General features: G+C 71.6%; 13 protein-coding genes. 4 read left to right on the forward strand and 9 right to left on the reverse strand.

Annotation, left to right across the window (positions count from 1 at the left end; all coding sequences use genetic code 11):
- Positions 1–144 precede the first annotated feature (144 nt).
- Positions 145–1617 (forward strand): MFS transporter, encoded by a 1473-nt coding sequence (locus AC07DO_RS10275; protein ID WP_479058343.1) that lies wholly within the window; start codon positions 145–147, stop codon positions 1615–1617.
- 2 nt (positions 1618–1619) lie between these two features.
- Here AC07DO_RS10275 and AC07DO_RS10280 read toward each other — a convergent pair whose 3' ends face one another.
- Complete coding sequence (locus tag AC07DO_RS10280) at positions 1620–2228, reverse strand: YdcF family protein (RefSeq protein ID WP_479058345.1); 609 nt, start codon at positions 2226–2228, stop codon at positions 1620–1622.
- Between the two features lie 168 nt (positions 2229–2396).
- Between AC07DO_RS10280 and AC07DO_RS10285 the strand changes: the two genes are divergently transcribed.
- Entirely contained in the window at positions 2397–2828 is a 432-nt protein-coding gene (locus tag AC07DO_RS10285) for an N-acetyltransferase family protein (RefSeq protein ID WP_479058347.1), read from the forward strand.
- Positions 2829–2933: 105 nt separating this feature from the next.
- Here the strand turns inward: AC07DO_RS10285 and AC07DO_RS10290 are convergent, their stop codons facing one another.
- From AC07DO_RS10290 to AC07DO_RS10305, 4 genes are all read right to left on the reverse strand, one after another.
- Complete coding sequence (locus AC07DO_RS10290) at positions 2934–4874, reverse strand: DUF6461 domain-containing protein (protein ID WP_479058349.1); 1941 nt, start codon at positions 4872–4874, stop codon at positions 2934–2936.
- Between the two features lie 170 nt (positions 4875–5044).
- A complete protein-coding gene (locus AC07DO_RS10295) occupies positions 5045–5821 on the reverse strand; it encodes a response regulator (protein WP_479058351.1) in 777 nt (258 codons plus the stop codon).
- Positions 5818–7092 (reverse strand): sensor histidine kinase, encoded by a 1275-nt coding sequence (locus AC07DO_RS10300; RefSeq protein ID WP_479058353.1) that lies wholly within the window; start codon positions 7090–7092, stop codon positions 5818–5820. The genes AC07DO_RS10295 and AC07DO_RS10300 overlap by 4 nt, the downstream gene beginning before the upstream one ends.
- Positions 7080–7631, reverse strand: coding sequence for a hypothetical protein (locus tag AC07DO_RS10305; protein WP_479058355.1), 552 nt, complete (start codon positions 7629–7631; stop codon positions 7080–7082). Before AC07DO_RS10305 ends, AC07DO_RS10300 begins: the two co-directional genes overlap by 13 nt.
- A gap of 692 nt (positions 7632–8323) precedes the next feature.
- On the opposite strand from AC07DO_RS10305, the gene AC07DO_RS10310 reads away from it, so the two are divergent.
- Positions 8324–10414: an NPCBM/NEW2 domain-containing protein gene (locus AC07DO_RS10310; protein WP_479058357.1), complete on the forward strand. Its 2091-nt coding sequence runs from the start codon at positions 8324–8326 to the stop codon at positions 10412–10414.
- A gap of 17 nt (positions 10415–10431) precedes the next feature.
- On the opposite strand, the gene AC07DO_RS10315 is transcribed toward AC07DO_RS10310, so the two are convergent.
- Complete coding sequence (locus tag AC07DO_RS10315; RefSeq protein WP_479058359.1) at positions 10432–11400, reverse strand: ROK family protein; 969 nt, start codon at positions 11398–11400, stop codon at positions 10432–10434.
- 150 nt (positions 11401–11550) lie between these two features.
- Between AC07DO_RS10315 and AC07DO_RS10320 the strand changes: the two genes are divergently transcribed.
- Entirely contained in the window at positions 11551–12618 is a 1068-nt protein-coding gene (locus tag AC07DO_RS10320; RefSeq protein ID WP_479058361.1) for a LacI family DNA-binding transcriptional regulator, read from the forward strand.
- 106 nt (positions 12619–12724) lie between these two features.
- Here AC07DO_RS10320 and AC07DO_RS10325 read toward each other — a convergent pair whose 3' ends face one another.
- The 3 genes from AC07DO_RS10325 to AC07DO_RS10335 all read right to left on the reverse strand — a co-directional run bounded on the left by AC07DO_RS10325 (position 12725) and on the right by AC07DO_RS10335 (position 16440).
- Positions 12725–13210: a hypothetical protein gene (locus AC07DO_RS10325; RefSeq protein ID WP_479058363.1), complete on the reverse strand. Its 486-nt coding sequence runs from the start codon at positions 13208–13210 to the stop codon at positions 12725–12727.
- A 34-nt stretch (positions 13211–13244) separates the two neighbouring features.
- A complete protein-coding gene (locus AC07DO_RS10330) occupies positions 13245–15053 on the reverse strand; it encodes a serine/threonine-protein kinase (RefSeq protein WP_479058365.1) in 1809 nt (602 codons plus the stop codon).
- A 94-nt stretch (positions 15054–15147) separates the two neighbouring features.
- Positions 15148–16440 carry a DUF6986 family protein gene (locus tag AC07DO_RS10335; protein ID WP_479058367.1) on the reverse strand — a complete coding sequence of 431 codons (1293 nt, stop codon included), beginning with the start codon at positions 16438–16440 and terminating at the stop codon, positions 15148–15150.
- Positions 16441–16462 lie beyond the last annotated feature (22 nt).

Below are 16462 nucleotides of genomic sequence, written 5' to 3' on the forward strand. Positions count from 1 at the left end.
CCAACGGCGGCGGAGAACACGGGTGGACGCGGAGAGGCGGGCACGGGGGTGCGGAAAGGGGTACGTGAAGGCTTACGTGACTCCACCACCGATGTCCGTGCCGACGCCGCGGGCCCCATGAATGCCGCGGGCCCCATGGTTGCCATGGATGCCACCGACGGCACCGACAGCACCGACAGCACCGACAGCACCGACAGCACCGACAGCACCGACACCATGCACGCCACGGGAGATCCCGCCCGCGAAAGTGTCTTTCGCGCCCCCTATGCCGCCCTGACCTGGGGGATCGTGCTCTCGGTCGGTCTGGTGGCCTTCGAGTCGATGGGCGTGGCCACCGTGCTGCCCGAGATCGCGGGCAGACTCGGCGGCCTCGGAGCGTACGGCTGGGGCCTGTCCGCGCTGATGCTCGCCAACCTCATCGGCACCGTCGCCGCGAGCCGCGCCTCCGACCGTCGCGGCCCCGCGCGCCCGCTGGCCCTCGGCCTCGCCGTCTTCGCCGTCGGCTGCGCGGTGGCCGGGTCGGCGCCCGACTGGCCGCTGTTCCTCACCGGACGCTTCCTGCAAGGGCTGGGCGTGGGCGCCGTCATGGCGCTCGCGTACACCGCGATCGCGCTGGCCTATCCGCAGCGGCTGCGCGCCCGGATGTTCGCGCTCGTGTCGGGCGGCTGGACCGTCCCCTCGCTGATCGGCCCGACGATCGCCGCGCTCGTCTCCGACCACGTGTCGTGGCGAGGCGTGTTCGTACTCCTCCTTCCGCTGGTGGCTTTGGCGGCCGCGCTCGCGCTGCCACCGCTGCGTCGCCTCGGCGGGCCCGAACGAGTGCCTCCGGCGGACGGCGGACCGTGGTGGTCCACGCCGGTGGCGCGCAGCGTGCTGCTCGCCGCGGGCACGGGAGTTCTCCTGGCCGGCCTCGAACTGCGCCAACCGGCCCTGCTGGCCGCGCTGGTACTGGCCGGCGGCGGCGCGGCCGTCGCGGCGCTGCGCTCGGTCACGCCGGCCGGCACGCTCGGCGCGCGACGGGGTGTGCCGACAGGTGTCGTCCTGCGCTTCCTGCTCTGCGGCGCGTACTTCGGTAGCGAGGCGTTCCTGCCGCTCGGCCTGGTCGAGCTGCGGGGGCTGAGCGCGACGGAGGCGGGGCTCGGGCTTTCCGCGGGTGCGATCACGTGGGTGCTGGGCGCGGCCTGGCAGGGCAGGGCCGACAGCCGCTGGAGCGGGCGGTCGCGGGCGGTGCCGATCGGGGCGGGATGCGCGGTGCTGCTCGTCGGCATCGTGGTGATGGCGCTGGGCGTCCTGGTCGACGCGACGCCTTCGTTGACGGCTGTGGCGGGCTGGGCGATCGGCGGCGCGGGCATGGGCGTCGCCTTCAACGCGGCGACCACCGACACCATGGAACAGGCTCCGGCCGACCGGCAGGGCGAGGCGAGCGGCGCGATGCAGCTCGCGCAGACGTTGGCGGTCGCGGTGCTCAGCGGTCTCGGGGGCGCGGCGGTGGCCCTGTCGGACGTGCACGGGTCGTCGGTGTCGGTGGCGCTCACGGCGACGTTCACGCTGGCGGCGGTGCTGGCGGGGGCGGGGGGTCTGATGGCGCGGCGGATCCGGGTGGGGACGGTGCGCTGACGCTACGGCAGCGCCCCCTGCCGTTCATCGGCCGTGAGACCCCGCAGTGTCCACAGCCCGTACAGGGCCAGGAGCGGTTTGACGAGCGTCCACTCGCCGGGGCGGTAGTCCTCCGCGCGCACCAGCTTCTCCGCGAGGTCGGGGCGCTGCCGCCGCAAGTACGCGCGGGCCTTGAGTGCGTGGGCCGGCTGCGAAACGATTTTGATGCGGTCCACGCCTTCGAGGAGCGGGATGACATGAGCGATGTTCTCCCACGTGGTCGTGGACCGGTCCTCGAGGAGCACCGTGCCGTCGAACCCGAGGACCGACTGTGCGTGGTCGGCCATCAACTGGGCCTCCGTGGTGCCCGTACCGGTCGCTCCGCCACTGAAGATCAGACGGGTGTCCTGCGTGTGGTCGGTGGCGGTGATGGAGCGGATCCCGGCACGGACGCGCCAGCGGTTGATCAGGTTCGCCGCCCCCTGGGGGTTCCGGTACCCGAGTACGACCACGGCCTCCGAACCGCCGCCGCTGTGCCCCGCGAGAGCTCGGGACCAGCGCCGGTTCAGCCATTCACCCCAGGCCAGGGCCGCAACCCCGGCTGCTGCCGCCAGTCCTGGCCTACGCCACATACGGCGGCTCCAGGACACGTCGTGTCGTCGTGTGCACGGCATTACTCTGACGCGATGGTTCATGTGCGTGAGATGGATGAGGCTGACATCACGGCCGTCTCGACGATACGGGTTCGAGGGTGGCGGGCGGCGTACGCGGGCATCGTCCCCCGAACGTACCTGGATGCCATGACGGTCGAAAGCGACGCGGTCCAACGGCGGCAGATGCTCTCCCACCCCCGCCGAGCCTTCCGTGACTTGGTGGCGATCGACGACCGCGGCGACACGGTGGGCTGGGCCTGCTTCGGGCCGTGCCGGAGCGAGGTGTCCGTTACGGGGCGGACGGGGGTGCGGACGCGGATGGGCGAGGTCGGTGAGGTGTACGCGCTGTACGTCTCGCCCGAACTGACCGGCCGGGGCATCGGCGGCAGGCTCCTCGAGGAGACCCACGCCCGGATGAAGGAGCAGGGCTTCGAAGTGTCGGCGTTGTGGGTCCTCGCCGACAACGGACGAGCCCGGCGTTTCTACGAGCGGGCGGGCTACGCAGCGGACGGCGCCACTCAGGACGACGTCTACGACGAGGTCACCCTCACGGAGCTCCGCTTCCGACGCGTGTTGTGAGCCCGGCGGCAGCACGGTCACGTGAACGGCACGGGGCTCTGACACACCAGTCGTCCTGCACACCGGCCATCCTGCACTCCGGGCATCCTGCTCAACCCTGACCGTTCACCGAGGAGTGATCGTGACTGTCGCGTGCCCCTCCCCCGGCCCCGTCGGCCCGGTCCACGGCCGGGTCGGCAGCGTCGGCAACCTGCCCCGGGTGAGGGCGAAGCGCGGCAGCGACACCTCGTACAGGTCCGCTGCCGCACGCAGGGCCCGACCGTCGTCCGAGCGGTCGGCGGCCGGTCCGGCGGGGTCCGGGAACAGGTGGTCGGGGGAGAGTTCCGCGGGGAGGTCGCCCCATTGGACGCGGTTCGCCCGGTGAACCGTGAAGCCGTAGCGCTCCTCGCCGTCCTCGGCGCAGGCGAAGTGGAACAGGCCGTCCTGCCGCCAGACCGTGAGCGCGCGGGTGCCGCGCGACAGTTCGGTGCCCGGGTGGGTCAGGCGGTCGGCGTCGAAGCCGAGCAGGTGGTGCGACTCGAAGCTGAAGCTCCAGCGGTCCGCGGCATCGGCCCGAGCCACGGCACCCGTCCGGGCCGCGGCACCCGTCCGCTTCACGGCACCTATGCGGGCCATGGGACCGCGACGCTCCCGCTGCCACGCGTACTGAAGGTTCCAGAGTTCCGCGTCGTTCGCCACCGGCTCCAACGGGCCCGCCCCGAACCGCTCCACCAGCTCCTCCGGGCGTATCCCCTCCACCAGAACGAAGCGGTACGCGTCGCGGCGGAGTCCGCCCATGCCCTCCTCGTGCGCCAGCCAGGCGAGCCCGTCGGGCGTGCTCTCGTCCGTGGCGGCGGGCACCGGCACGGGCACGGGCGTCCCCTGCCCGGCCCGAGGGGTACGCAACAGCGCTCTGCCCCGCTCCGGTGTGATCACCGGACCGAGCAGGGGATCCCCGAGCAGCCCGAACGGAGCCACGTGGTCGTCCGCGTACGGCTCCCACCTCGGGACCGCCGCCGCGATCACCCGCCAGGCGCCGTCCGTGTCGCCCCAGCGCGCCAGCTCCCTGGCCTCCTCGACGGCATGCCCGAAGGCACCCGGTGACACGTACTCGTACGTACGACGCTTGACCTGCTCCAGGACCACCTCGGCCCGCTCCCTGTCCGACGCGTAGTCGTCGGTCACGGGGCCCAGCACGAAACGGTCGTCCGTCCGGCCCTCGCGCACACGCTCCTGGATCTTCAGAGGCAGCACCTCGCGCGCGTACAGGGGGTCGTCCATCCGCGGGTCGACCGGCACCCAGCCGCGCCCTTCGAGCAGCACCCGGAGCTGGGATGCCATGAGCCGTGCCCGCGGTCTGCCGAGGTCCGCCGCCTCGTCGAACACGGTGAGCGCGTCGTCCAACTCGCCTCTCAGGCAGGCGAGCCTGGCCTCTTCCACCCTGTCGTCGAGCTCGCGCGTCACCGCGTTCCCGAAGCCGGGATCGTTGCCGCCCGATCGGTACAGGTCCTTGTACATCTCCTCCATGAAGGCACGGAACGACGCGTACCGTTCGGGTCCGTCGCCGGCCCATCCATGGAGTACGTAGAGGGCCCATTCGCCGTCCGCGTCCACGTCTCCCGGGTCGAGCAGCACGTCGGTCATGTCGGAGTCGAGCGACAGTTGCAACGCCCTTCCCCACATGCCTGCTTGCCGCACTTCGTGTGCGGCCGGATTCTCGCCCAGGTTCGCCTCGTACAGCTTCTGCAGGTCGGACGGGTCCCCGTACGGCACGATGTCGTCCACTCCGGCCAGCAGATGGACGGAACCCCCCACGTACCGCCAGCCGTCCGTCACTTCGAGGAAGGAGCGGAGGGAAGGAGGCAGCGGCGCCGCGATCCCCCACCCGCGCACGCGCTCCTCCAACGCGGCCATCCGCGCCGGACCGGCCGGGGCGAACCCCAGCCAGCGGTCCCGCACGATGTCCTCGTCCAGCTCCTCGAACTCCTCCGGCTCGGTCGCGGCCAGCGCGTCCAGCCACTCCGCGCTCCACCGCTGGAGCCACGGCCCCCACTCGAAGATCTCCATGCGTGCCATCGTGACAGCCGCCACTGACAATTGCCGCTGGCGTCGGGGTCGGTGGGCGCCCGACGCCAGCGGCTGCACCGAGGTGCGGGGGCGTACCCGATCGGGGGGGCCGGGTACGCCCCTGCATCAGATACTTCGTGGGCGGGGGCGGTGTTGGATGCGGCGTCGGCTCAGTTACTGCTCGCACGTCGTGCGCCGGGTGGCTGCCCCGCACGTCCGGGTTCCGCCTGTGGCACGTATCCCGGCGTCACCGGCGGGAGCGCCCCTGTACCAGTCCGCCCCTGTACCAGTCCGCTCTGATAGGCGACCGCGACAGCCTGCGCCCGGTCCCGCAGCCCCAGTTTCGTGAGCACACGGCCGAAGTGCGTTTTGACGGTCGCCTCGCCTATGAAGAGACGTTCGGCAACCTCCGCGTTGGACATGCCGTGCGCGACCTCGGCGAGCACCTCGCGCTCCCGTGGAGTCAGCCGGTCCATCTCGCCGGGCGTGCGCACACCGCTGTCCGGACGGGCGACGAACTCCTTGAGCAACTCCCGTGTGACGGCCGGGTGGAGCCATCCGCCGCCCGCGGCGACAGCGTGGACACTGCGCACCAGTTCGGCGGGGACGACATCCTTGAGCAGGAAGCCGGACGCGCCCGCTCTGAGAGCCGCGTACACGGACTCACTGAGGTGGTAGGTGGTCAGCATCAGCACCTTGATCGGGCGGTCCGGATCCGCGGAGAAGTGGTCCGCGGTGATCCGGCGCGTCGCTTCCACACCGTCGAACCCGGGCATGCGGACGTCCATGATCACGACATCGGGCTGGAGTCTGCCCGCCTGCTCGACGGTCTCGCGGCCGTCACTGCTCTCTCCGACCACCTCGATGTCCGACTCGGTGTCCAGCAGCATCGCGATCCCGGCACGCACCAGCGGCTCGTCGTCGGCCAGCAGCACTCGGACGGTCATGCCTCGCCCCCTCGTGCCGCGGCGGGGACCGGACCGTCGAGGCCGCTCATGAGCGGAGCCGCCACCGCGGCCGGACGCTCGAAGGGCAGGGTCGCGGTCACCAGGAAGCCCCCGCCGTGCACCGCCCCGGACGTGAAGTGCCCGCCGGCGGCAAGCACTCGTTCTCGCAGGCCGAGAAGGCCGTGTCCCGTCGACAGGTCCCGTGGGACGTGTACGTGTCCGCCTCCGCCGTCGTCACTCACGCTCACCTGCAGATTCCCCTCGAACCGCTGCAGCCGCACGACGGCTCCGGCCCCCGGGCCGGCGTGCTTGGTGACGTTGGTGAGTGCCTCCTGCACCACGCGGTAGGCGGCCAGAGCGATGCCCGGGGCCGGCTCCCCGAGGTCGGGGTCGGACTCGAAGCGGACGGTGACACCGGTGCGGCGTACCGCAGTGAGCAGACCCGCGAGGTCGGCCAGGTCCGGCTGCCGGGTCGGCTCCTCGCCCACGTGCGCCTCTGTTCCGTCGGCACGCAGCACCATGAGCATGTTGCGCAACTCGCCCATGGCCTCCTGACCGAGCTTCTCGATCTGGTGCAGCGCCTCCTCGACACGGGTTCGGTCCCTCACCAGGACCCTGCGGGCTCCCGCGGCCTGAAGCACCATCACGGTCACCGCGTGCGCCACGATGTCGTGCAGTTCCCTCGCGATCCTGGTCCGCTCGTCGGTGAGCGCCTCGCGTGCCTCGGCGGAGCGGCGGAACTCGAGGTCGGCGGCGCGCTGTCGACTGACGTACGCCCAGCGCCCCGTTCCCCACGCGCCACCGTTGAGGAGGAGGTAGAAGAGGACGATTCCCGTCAGCGCGCCGACGAACTTGCCCGGCGACAGCCCGCCCGCCTCCTGCACCGCGATCACGACGTTGGGCGTCAGAGCGAGGGGCAGCGCCCAGAACGCCGTCGCGGCCGGGCACTGTGCCGCGACCGTGAACAGGGCCGCGAGCAGTCCGAGCACCGGGCCGTAGCCCGGCACCCAGAGCGCGGCTCCCACGCTGTGCAGCAGGAGGAGCCCGAATACCGGCAGGGGAGCCCGCCGCCGCCAGACGAGCGCGAGGTAGCCGACGGCGGCATAGGCGATGACGGCCGCGCCAGCGGCTTTCGCGGGGTCGAGTTCGCTTCCCACGGACGAGAAGACGACGAGGTCCAGTGACCACAGCAGTACCGCCAGTGCCCCGTCACGCGTCATGGGCGGCAGGGCGCGACCGCGCCCGGGCAGTCGCGCGATCACTGCCGGCACTTACAGACTTTGAGGTGACAGACCTTCTCCACCTCGTCCGTATACGAATCCGTGCGCACGGCCTCTCGGCAGGGGCGGTTCTGCTCCTCCTCCATCCGGGAGAGCTCCCGCAGCACACCGGTGGGGATGTGCCGAATACCCGCGGGTATGAGCCGCTGAGCGCTCATCGCCGCCCACCAGTCGCCGCGCACCCGGTCCAGCTCGGCAGCCATCGCGGACACCGACAGGTCCGCCAGTTGTGTGGCGTACCGAGAAAATCCGGCAATCTTCAGCGCGGCAATCGACGCGTTCTCGGGATAGGGCGGTCGCTGCGCGTAGTGGATGACTTTGCGGACGCGGAACCTTTCGATCAGCATCGTACGTCGCAACGGCACCGGAATGACCAGCAGTTCAAGTTCCCTGGGCGTCTCCAAGAGATCGTCGGGCGGCGCGGGAACGAGGACGATGTCCTCGTTGGCCAGCACTCCCGTGGCCAGATGCCCGGCGACCCTGTCCGACGCGCCCCGTATCTGCACAGATATTCGCAGATCCGTCCTCACGGACGTCACGTCACACATGTTTCCCCCGAAATTCCATTCCCGATAATCACGGGAATCTCACTGATCGCCGTAATGGCGACCACTGATTATCGCAGTAGGGCGTCACCGCGGAACTCCGGTTCGGAAATACCCCCTCGGCGGCGTACACGGGTGTCAGCCGATGGGTTCAGAAGATCCGGCGACCTGCTCGGTGAGGCGTACCGGAAATGTCCGCTCGGCAGCGGACGACGGAAAGGCGGGATCCAGCGGAACATCTACTCGAGGCCACGGGCGGCGTGGCCCACGTCGCACCCCGCACCACAAGGAGAACCACTTTGGTCGCAGAGATTCGCCGGCCCACCACCGGCATCACCCGTGGAACGGGGCCGATGTACCGGGTCGGGCCGGCCTCACCCCTGCCTCGCCTCCGCTTCCGGGATCGGGACGAAGTGCCGGAGTCCGAGCCTCCGCCCCGGCCGTCGGCCGCGCAGGAGCCCGGCAACCGAACACAACCGAACGCGCGGCCTGGATCGCACTCCCCACATTCACGACAGTCAAGGGTTCCGACGCCAGACGGCTGAACCCGTACCGCTCCTCTTCCAACAGAGTCCAACAAGCCCTACCGTAAGCGCGCGCGTGACACGTCCACGCAAGCTCCTCTCACCCCCATCTCTCGCACGTACGCAGGTACGCGAGTACGGAGGAACGTAACGATGCGTCATCTCCCAGCCCGCACGACCCGTACGAGAGCGGTCGGATCACTGGCCGCCGCCCTGCTCTGCGCCGCCGGGCTCGCCACGCCCGCCGCGGCGCGTGACACCGCCGCCCCGACCACCGCCACCCCGACCGCCGACGCCCCACCCACCGCCATGCCCGACTCCGCCGCCCCGTCCGCAAAGCTCCCCGACGGCCTCGCCCGCACTCCGCCCATGGGTTTCAACAACTGGAACTCCACCCATTGCCGCGCGGAGTTCGACGAGGCCATGGTCAAGGGAATCGCGGACATTTTCATCGAGAAGGGCCTCAAGGACGCCGGATACCAGTACGTCAATCTCGACGACTGCTGGGCGCTGCCGCAGCGTGACGCGCACGGCAAGCTGGTGCCCGACCCCGCCCGTTTCCCCCACGGGATCAAAGCAGTCGCCGACTACGTCCACTCCAAAGGCCTCAAGCTCGGCATCTATACGAGCGCAGGCACCAAGACCTGCAATTCCGCGGGCTTCCCCGGCGCGCTCGGGCATGAGCGCAGCGACGCCCAGCAGTTCGCGGACTGGGGCGTCGACTACCTCAAGTACGACAACTGCAACAATCAGGGTGTCGATGCCAAGCAGCGGTACATCGCCATGCGCGACGCGCTGAAGGCCGCCTCCGAAAGCACCGGCAGGCCCATCGTCTACAGCGTGTGCGAATGGGGCGAGAACAAGCCGTGGGAATGGGCGGCGGACGTCGGCCACCTCTGGCGCACCACCGGTGACATCAGCGACAACTGGGGCTCCATGTTGTCGATCATGAAGAGGAACCTGCCGCTCGCGAAGTACGCGGGGCCGGGCCACTGGAACGACCCCGACATGCTCGAAGTCGGCAACGGCGGTATGACGGACACCGAGTACCGCACTCACTTCTCGATGTGGTCGATCATGGCCGCGCCCCTGCTCATCGGCTCCGACCTGCGCAAGGCCACACCCGAGACCTTCGAGATCCTCGGCAACAAGGAAGTCATCGCCGTCGACCAGGATCCGCTCGGCAAGCAGGGCGAGGTCGTCTCGTCACAGGGCGGACGCTGGGTCGTCGCCAAGGAGATGAAGGACGGCAGCCACGCCGTCGCCCTCTTCAACGAGACCGGCAGCCCGCAGTCCGTCGCCACGACGGCGAAGGCGGTCGGGCTTCCTGGCGCCGACGCGTACACGCTGCGCGACCTGTGGCAGCACAAGAGCTACAACACGGCGGGCCGGATCGCGGCCACCGTTCCCGCGCACGGCACCGTACTGCTGCGCGTCGCCGCCGACGGCAAGTGGGCGCACCATCCGCCGGCCACCGAACTCGGCCTGAGGGGCGGCCTGTTCGTGGAGTCCGGCGAGCCCGCCGAAGTCACCTCCGAGGTCACCGACCTGGGCCGCACGGCCGCCCAGCGGGTCTCCGTGACGCTCGGTGCGCCGTCGGGGTGGACCGTGAAGGCCACCTCGCCCAGTACGGCGCGCTCGCTGCGGACCGGCAAGTCGCTCGCCACGTCCTGGACGGTCACCGCGCCGACGGGCACGAAGCCGGGATCGTACGACGTGCGCCTCAAGGTCACGTACCGCTCGCCGCAGGGCGCCCACGCCGAGACGGTGTTACCGCTCACCGCCCAGGTGGTCGTCGCGCCCCCGGCCGGCAGCTCCCTCCTCGGCGACCTGCCGTGGCTGTCGGCGACCAACGGCTGGGGCCCCGTGGAGCGCGACACCAGCAACGGGGAGAGCGGCCTCGGCGACGGCCGGCCGATCACCATCGGCGGCACGGTGTACGCCAAGGGTCTCGGTGTGCACGCGGAGAGCGCCGTCGAGTACTACACCGGAGCGGCCTGCGAGAAGGTCACCGCGCAGGTCGGCGTCGACGACGAGACGATCGTGAAGGGCACGGTCGCCTTCGAGATCTGGGCGGACGGCGAGAAGGCCGCGTCGACGGGTGTCCTCACCAACGCCATGCCCGCGCGGGAACTCTCCGCGGACGTGAGCGGCGCCCAGGTCGTACGCCTCGTCGTCACGGACGGCGGCGACGGCATCGACTCCGACCACGGCGACTGGGCGGACGCCACGTTGAGCTGCTAGCGGTCGCCGGCAGCGCCTCAGCCCCCGACCGCACTCCCCATCCGCAGCGCCGCACTCGGCTCCAGGTCGAGTGCGGCCGCGGCCGCGCCCACCAGCCCCGCGTCCGTGCCCATCAACGCGGGCGCCACGGTCAGGTGGCGTACGAAGGACAGCGTGGCGTAGTCCCGCAGGGCGCGGCGCAGCGGTGTGAAGAGCACGTCGCCCGCCTTCCCCACTCCCCCGCCGATCACCGCGATGTCGATCTCGACGAGGGTGGCCGTGGCGGCGATCCCGGCGGCCAGCGCCTGCGCCGCCCGTTCGAAGGAGGCAAGCGCGACGGGGTCCCCGGCACGGGCGGCGGTCGCCACCGCGGCCGCCGACGTGTCGCCGTCGGGGCCGGGAAGCCAGCCGCCCTCGATGGCGCGGCGCGCGATGTTCGGGCCGCTGGCCATCCGCTCGACACAGCCCCGCGCCCCGCACGGGCAGGCGTCGCCGTCGAGGTCCACGCTGATGTGGCCGATGTGTCCCGCGTTGCCGGTCGGGCCCGCGTGCAGCTTGCCGCCGAGGACGAGGCCGCCGCCGACGCCCGTCGACACGACCATGCACAGCGCGTTGTCGTGGCCGCGCGCCGCGCCCTGCCAGTGTTCGGCGGCGGTCATCGCCACGCCGTCGCCGACCAGGACGACGGGGAGTCCGCCGGTCGCCGCACGGACGCGGTCGACGAGCGGATAGCCGCGCCAGCCGGGGACGTTGACCGGGCTGACCGTGCCCGCGGAGGCGTCCACGGGGCCCGCGCTGCCGATGCCCACGGCTGTCGCGCGGCCCCACAGCTCACTGGAGGTCAGCTCGCCGAGGACCTCCTCGACCGCCCGCATCACCGTGTCGCCGTCCTCACGCGCGGGCGTCGGCCGCTGCGCGCGCAGGACGATACGGCCGCGCCCGTCCACCAGGGCTCCGGCGATCTTGGTGCCGCCGATGTCGAGTGCGGCGACGAGGTCCATGTGCATCTGTGTCGGGTCTCCTGGTGTATCGGCAGGCCGGAGAGTGCGAAGGTCAGTCTCCCTTGCATCTGACAACGTTGTCCAGGCCCTATGCTCGACGCCACATGCTCTTGCAGGGCCCACGACCGGACCAGGGCCCGAATCGTGGACCCCTTCGTGGACGACAGGACAGGACTGCGCACCGTGGCCGAGACCGCCGCCCGACGACCCGAGAACCGTTACGGCAACCGGCCGACCATGAAGGACGTCGCCGCGCGCGCGGGTGTCGGCCTGAAGACCGTCTCACGCGTCGTGAACGGCGAGCCGGGCGTCACCCCCGACACCGAGCGCCGTGTGCAGGAGGCCATCGACGCCCTGGGGTTCCGCCGCAACGACAGTGCGCGCGTGCTGCGCAAAGGGCGCACCGCCAGCATCGGCCTCGTACTGGAGGATCTGGCCGACCCGTTCTACGGTCCGCTGAGCCGCGCCGTCGAGGAGGTCGCGCGGGCGCACGGCGCGCTGCTCATCAACGGGTCGAGCGCGGAGGACCCGGAGCGCGAACAGGAGTTGGTGCTCGCGCTGTGCGCGCGACGCGTCGACGGGCTCGTGGTGATTCCGGCCGGGGACGACCACCGTTATCTGGAGCCGGAGATCGCCGCCGGTGTGGCCACCGTCTTCGTCGACCGGCCCGCCGGGAAGATCGACGCCGACGTGGTCCTCTCCGACAGCTTCGGCGGCGCGCGGGACGGCGTCGCGCACCTCATCGCCCACGGTCACCGCCGCATCGGCTTCATCGGCGACCAGCCGCGCATTCACACCGCGATAGAGCGCCTGCGCGGTTACCGCGCGGCGATGGAGGACGCGGACATTCCCGTCGACGAGGCGTGGGTGTCGCTCGGCGTCACCGATCCGGAGCGGGTGCGCCTGGCCGCCGAGACGATGCTGAGCGGACCGGAACCGGTCACGGCGGTCTTCGCGGGCAACAACCGTGTGACGGTGACGGTCGTACGCGTCCTGGCCTCCATGGACCGGCCCGTGGCCCTCGTCGGCTTCGACGACATCGAGCTCGCGGATCTGCTGAACCCGGGCGTGACCGTCGTCGCGCAGGACGCGGCGCAGCTGGGCAGGACGGCGGCGGAACGGCTGTTCCGGCAGCTCGACGGCGCGTCGGAGGCCCCGGAGCGGGTCGAGCTTCCCACGCGGCTCATCACGCGCGGGTCGGGTGAACTGCCGCCCGCGCAGTGAGCAGTCGGCCTGCCGACAGAGAGCGCGCTCTCTACCGGGCGGTCAAGGATTTCCCCCGCGCGGCCCGCACCGCCCTCGGCAACAGGGACTGACCTTCAAGCTCCGGTCAGGGCCAGAACACCACGGCGCAAGCGATCAGCGTGCCGAGGGCCATCAGGCCGCCGATGGCTCCGACGACGAGGGCGACCTTCTCCGAGGAGGGGCGGAGCTCTTGCCAGCCCAGTCCCTGCGCCGCTTCCCGGATCAGTCGGTGGCCGTCGGCGGAGGAGAAGGAGGTCCGCTCGCCGCCGTCCGGGGAGCGGCCCCAGGTCCGGTATCTGGCGCGGCCTCTCTCCACCGTCCGGCTCGATGTCCCGAACGCGCCCCGCTCGTGGGTGCGGACGATGTCCGTCATCGTGAAGGTCTTGTCGCGCGGGTGCAGTTCGACGCGGTAGGTGTGCACCTGTGTGACGCTTCGGCCCACGTGCGGGACGTCCACCGTCATGTCGAAGCCGCGCTCGGTCCGCCGCAGTCGGTATGCCGTGCCCGCCGTGGCGGTCTCGACGCGGGCGTACAGCGACGCGGTGCCGCTTGCGCCGGCGGGTGCGTTCATCGGTCGGTCTCCGTGGTGTTCGGGCGCTGTCGCATCAGCAGACCGGCAGGCCGGGCAGCGGCTTGTCGTTGTCGCCGCCCTTCAGGTAGACGTCGCTGACGAAGACGTTCGTGTTGCCGCTGTCGTCGTCCGTCTTGGCCCACCAGACGTTCGTCCACCGGCCGGACGTCTCACGGCGGCCCAGGTTCTGCTGGCAGTAGAAATAGTTGGTGCCCGCGTTCAGCGTGCCGACCCGGGCGCCGCCCGCGGTGTACGAGCTCGCGGTGCGCCACACGTCGCAGTTGTACTTGCCGCCGCCCGCCGGATGGCAGACCGGGTCCGGCGCGGAGCCGCCCTCGGTCGGCTTGGTGGAGGAGTCGGGACGGGACGGGGTCTTGCCGTCGTCCTTGCTCCTGTCGGCGTCCCGGTCGGACGCGTCCTGGTCGTCCTTGCCGTTCCTGTCCCCCTTTTCCGCGTCGTCCGCGTCGTCCGCGGGCTGCGTGCGCGGCTTGCGGGGCTTCTCGTCACCCTGCCCCGACGGCTTGGGCCGCTCCGACTCACCGCCGAGGGGGCCGCGGCTGCCGTCGTCGTCGTTCGACCCCGCGCCTCCGGCTGTCGTACCCTCCCTGGCCTGGCTGCCCTTGTCCTCCTTCCCGTTGAGGACGGCCACCGTGGCTCCGGTCGCCGCGAGGACGACGGCGACGGCAGCGGCGGCCAGCAGCGCGCGTCCGCGGCGCGGGCGACGCTGCGTGGAGCGCATCTCGGCGCGGGTCTCCGCGCGGCTCGCCGACGCGGGGCCATGCGGTGCGGGGCTCTGCGGCGCGGGACTCTGCGGTGCGGGGCTCTGCGGTGCGGGGCTCTGATGCCCCGCGAAAGAGGCGGGGGCAGGGGCCTGGGGCGGCTGCGTCACCGCGGGCGGCGGGCCGAAGCCCGGCGGCGGCGCGCTCGGAATGCTGCGTTCCGTCGGCCCGTAGGGGGCCTGGGCGGCCGGTCCCGCGCCATCGGGCGCCGCGGCCGCCACGCCCGCGAGCAGCAGCCGTGCCGCGTCCGCGTCGGGGCGCGCCTGCGGGTCCTTGTTCATCAGCTGCCGCAGTACGGGAGTCAGCGGCCCCGAACGTCGCGGCTCGGGGAGCGGGTCGACCACGATCGCGGTGAGCGTGGACCACGTCGACGTACGGCGGAAGGGCGATGAGCCCTCCACCGCGGCGTACAGCGTGGCGCCGAGGGCCCAGACGTCCGAGGCGGGGCCGGGGTCGTGGCCCTGGGCGCGCTCGGGCGCCAAGTAGTCGAGCGAGCCGACCAGTTCGCCGCTGCGGGTGAGGTGTGTGGCCGAGCCGTCGTTCGGGTCCTCCATCGTGGCGATGCCGAAGTCGGTGAGGACGACGCGCCCGCCGGTCTCCAGGAGGATGTTGCCGGGCTTCACGTCGCGGTGCAGGACGCCGACGCGGTGGGCGGCGGCCAGGGCGTCCATGACCTTGGCGCCGATGTCGGCGGCTTCGCGGGGGTCGAGGGCGCCGCGGTCGCGCAGCACGTCGTCGAGGGAGGGGCCGTCGACGAGCTCCATGACGATGAGGGGCCGTCCGTCGATCTCCGTGACGTCGTGCACGGCGACGACTCCGGGGTGGCGCACACGGGCGGCCGCGCGTGCCTCGCGCTGCATGCGCAGGCGCAGGTCGGCCAGTTCGGGGCCCGCCGCGTCCGTATACGTGCGGAGTTCCTTGACCGCGACTTCGCGGTGCAGCACCTCGTCGACGGCGCGCCACACGACGCCCATGCCGCCCCGGCCGAGCTGTGCCACCACGCGGTAGCGCCCGGCGAGGAGTCTGCCCGCCTCGCCCGTCTGTTCCTGATCCCCCGAAAACACCGCTGCCCCGTTCCTGTCACGCCACTTTCCGTGGCGTACAGACTACGGGGCAGCAGTGACCGTCAGTGGCTGCTGTTACCGACCTGGCACGCCGCTACTTGCCCGAGGCGGTGAGGTCGCCGCGGCGCGGGCCCGCGAAGCTCTGCAGGCGGGCCAGGGTGAGGCCGGTGAGGCGAGTGACCTCACCGGCGTCCAGGGCGCCGCAGTCCAGGCCGCGCAGCAGGTAGCCGGCGAGTGCCTTGGCGGTGGCGGGCTCGTCGGCGACGTCGCCGCCCTCGTGGTGGCCCGCGTAGGCGGCCAGGCGGGCGGCGGCCGCCTGGAAGCCCTCGCGGTAGAACGCGAACACGGCGGCGTAGCGCGTCGGGATGTGGCCCGGGTGCATGTCCCAGCCCTGGTAGTAGGCGCGGGCCAGGGCGCGCCGGGTGAGGCCGTAGTGGAGCCGCCAGGCGTCGTGGACCTTGGCGGTGGAGCCGACGGGCAGGACGTTGGTGGAGCCGTCGGAGACGCGTACTCCGGTGCCGGCGGCGGCGACCTGCATGACGGCCTTGGCGTGGTCGGCGGCCGGGTGGTCGCTGGCCTGGTAGGCGGCGCTCACGTGGAGGCAGGCGCTGTAGTCGAAGGTGCCGTAGTGCAGGCCGGTGGCGCGGCCCTCGGCGGCCTGGATCATGCGGGCCACGGCGGCGGTGCCGTCGGTGGCGAGGATGGACTGGCTGGTCTCGATCTGGATCTCGAAGCCGATGCGGCCGCGCTCGATGCCGCGGGCCTTCTCGAACTCCTCCAGGAGGCGCACCATCGCGGTGACCTGCTCCGGGTACGTCACCTTGGGCAGGGTCAGGACGAGTCCGTCGGGGAGGCCGCCGGCCTCCATGAGGCCGGACAGGAAGATGTCGAGGGTGCGGATGCCGCGGGCGCGCACCGCCTCTTCCATGCACTTCATGCGGATGCCCATGTACGGGGCGGCGGTGCCGTTCTTGTAGGCCTCCGCGACGAGGCGGGCCGCGCGGGCGGCGTCCTGGTCCTCGTCGACGCCCTTGTAGCCGTCCTCGAAGTCGATGCGCAGGTCTTCAACGGGCTCGTGCTCCAGTTTGGTGCGCACGCGCGTGTAGACGGCTTCGGCGAGGTCGTCGGACAGGCCGAGGACGGCGGCGAAGGAGGCGGCGTCCGGAGCGTGCTCGTCGAGCATCGCCAGGGCCTTGTCGCCCCAGGTGCGGATCGAGTCGGCGGCGAACTGCTCCCCGGGAACGTACACGGTGTGGACGGGCTGGCGGGTGCCTGGGTCTCCGGGATAGCGGCGCTCCAGCTCCGCGTCCACCGGGGCGAGGGAAGCGCTGATGCCGTCGCTGACCGCGCCGGCAAGGCTCGTCGCCACCTTCTCTTGCTGACCCATTCCTGCATCCTCCACACGCTCG

Source organism: Streptomyces sp. NPDC045678 (genome assembly GCF_056432085.1).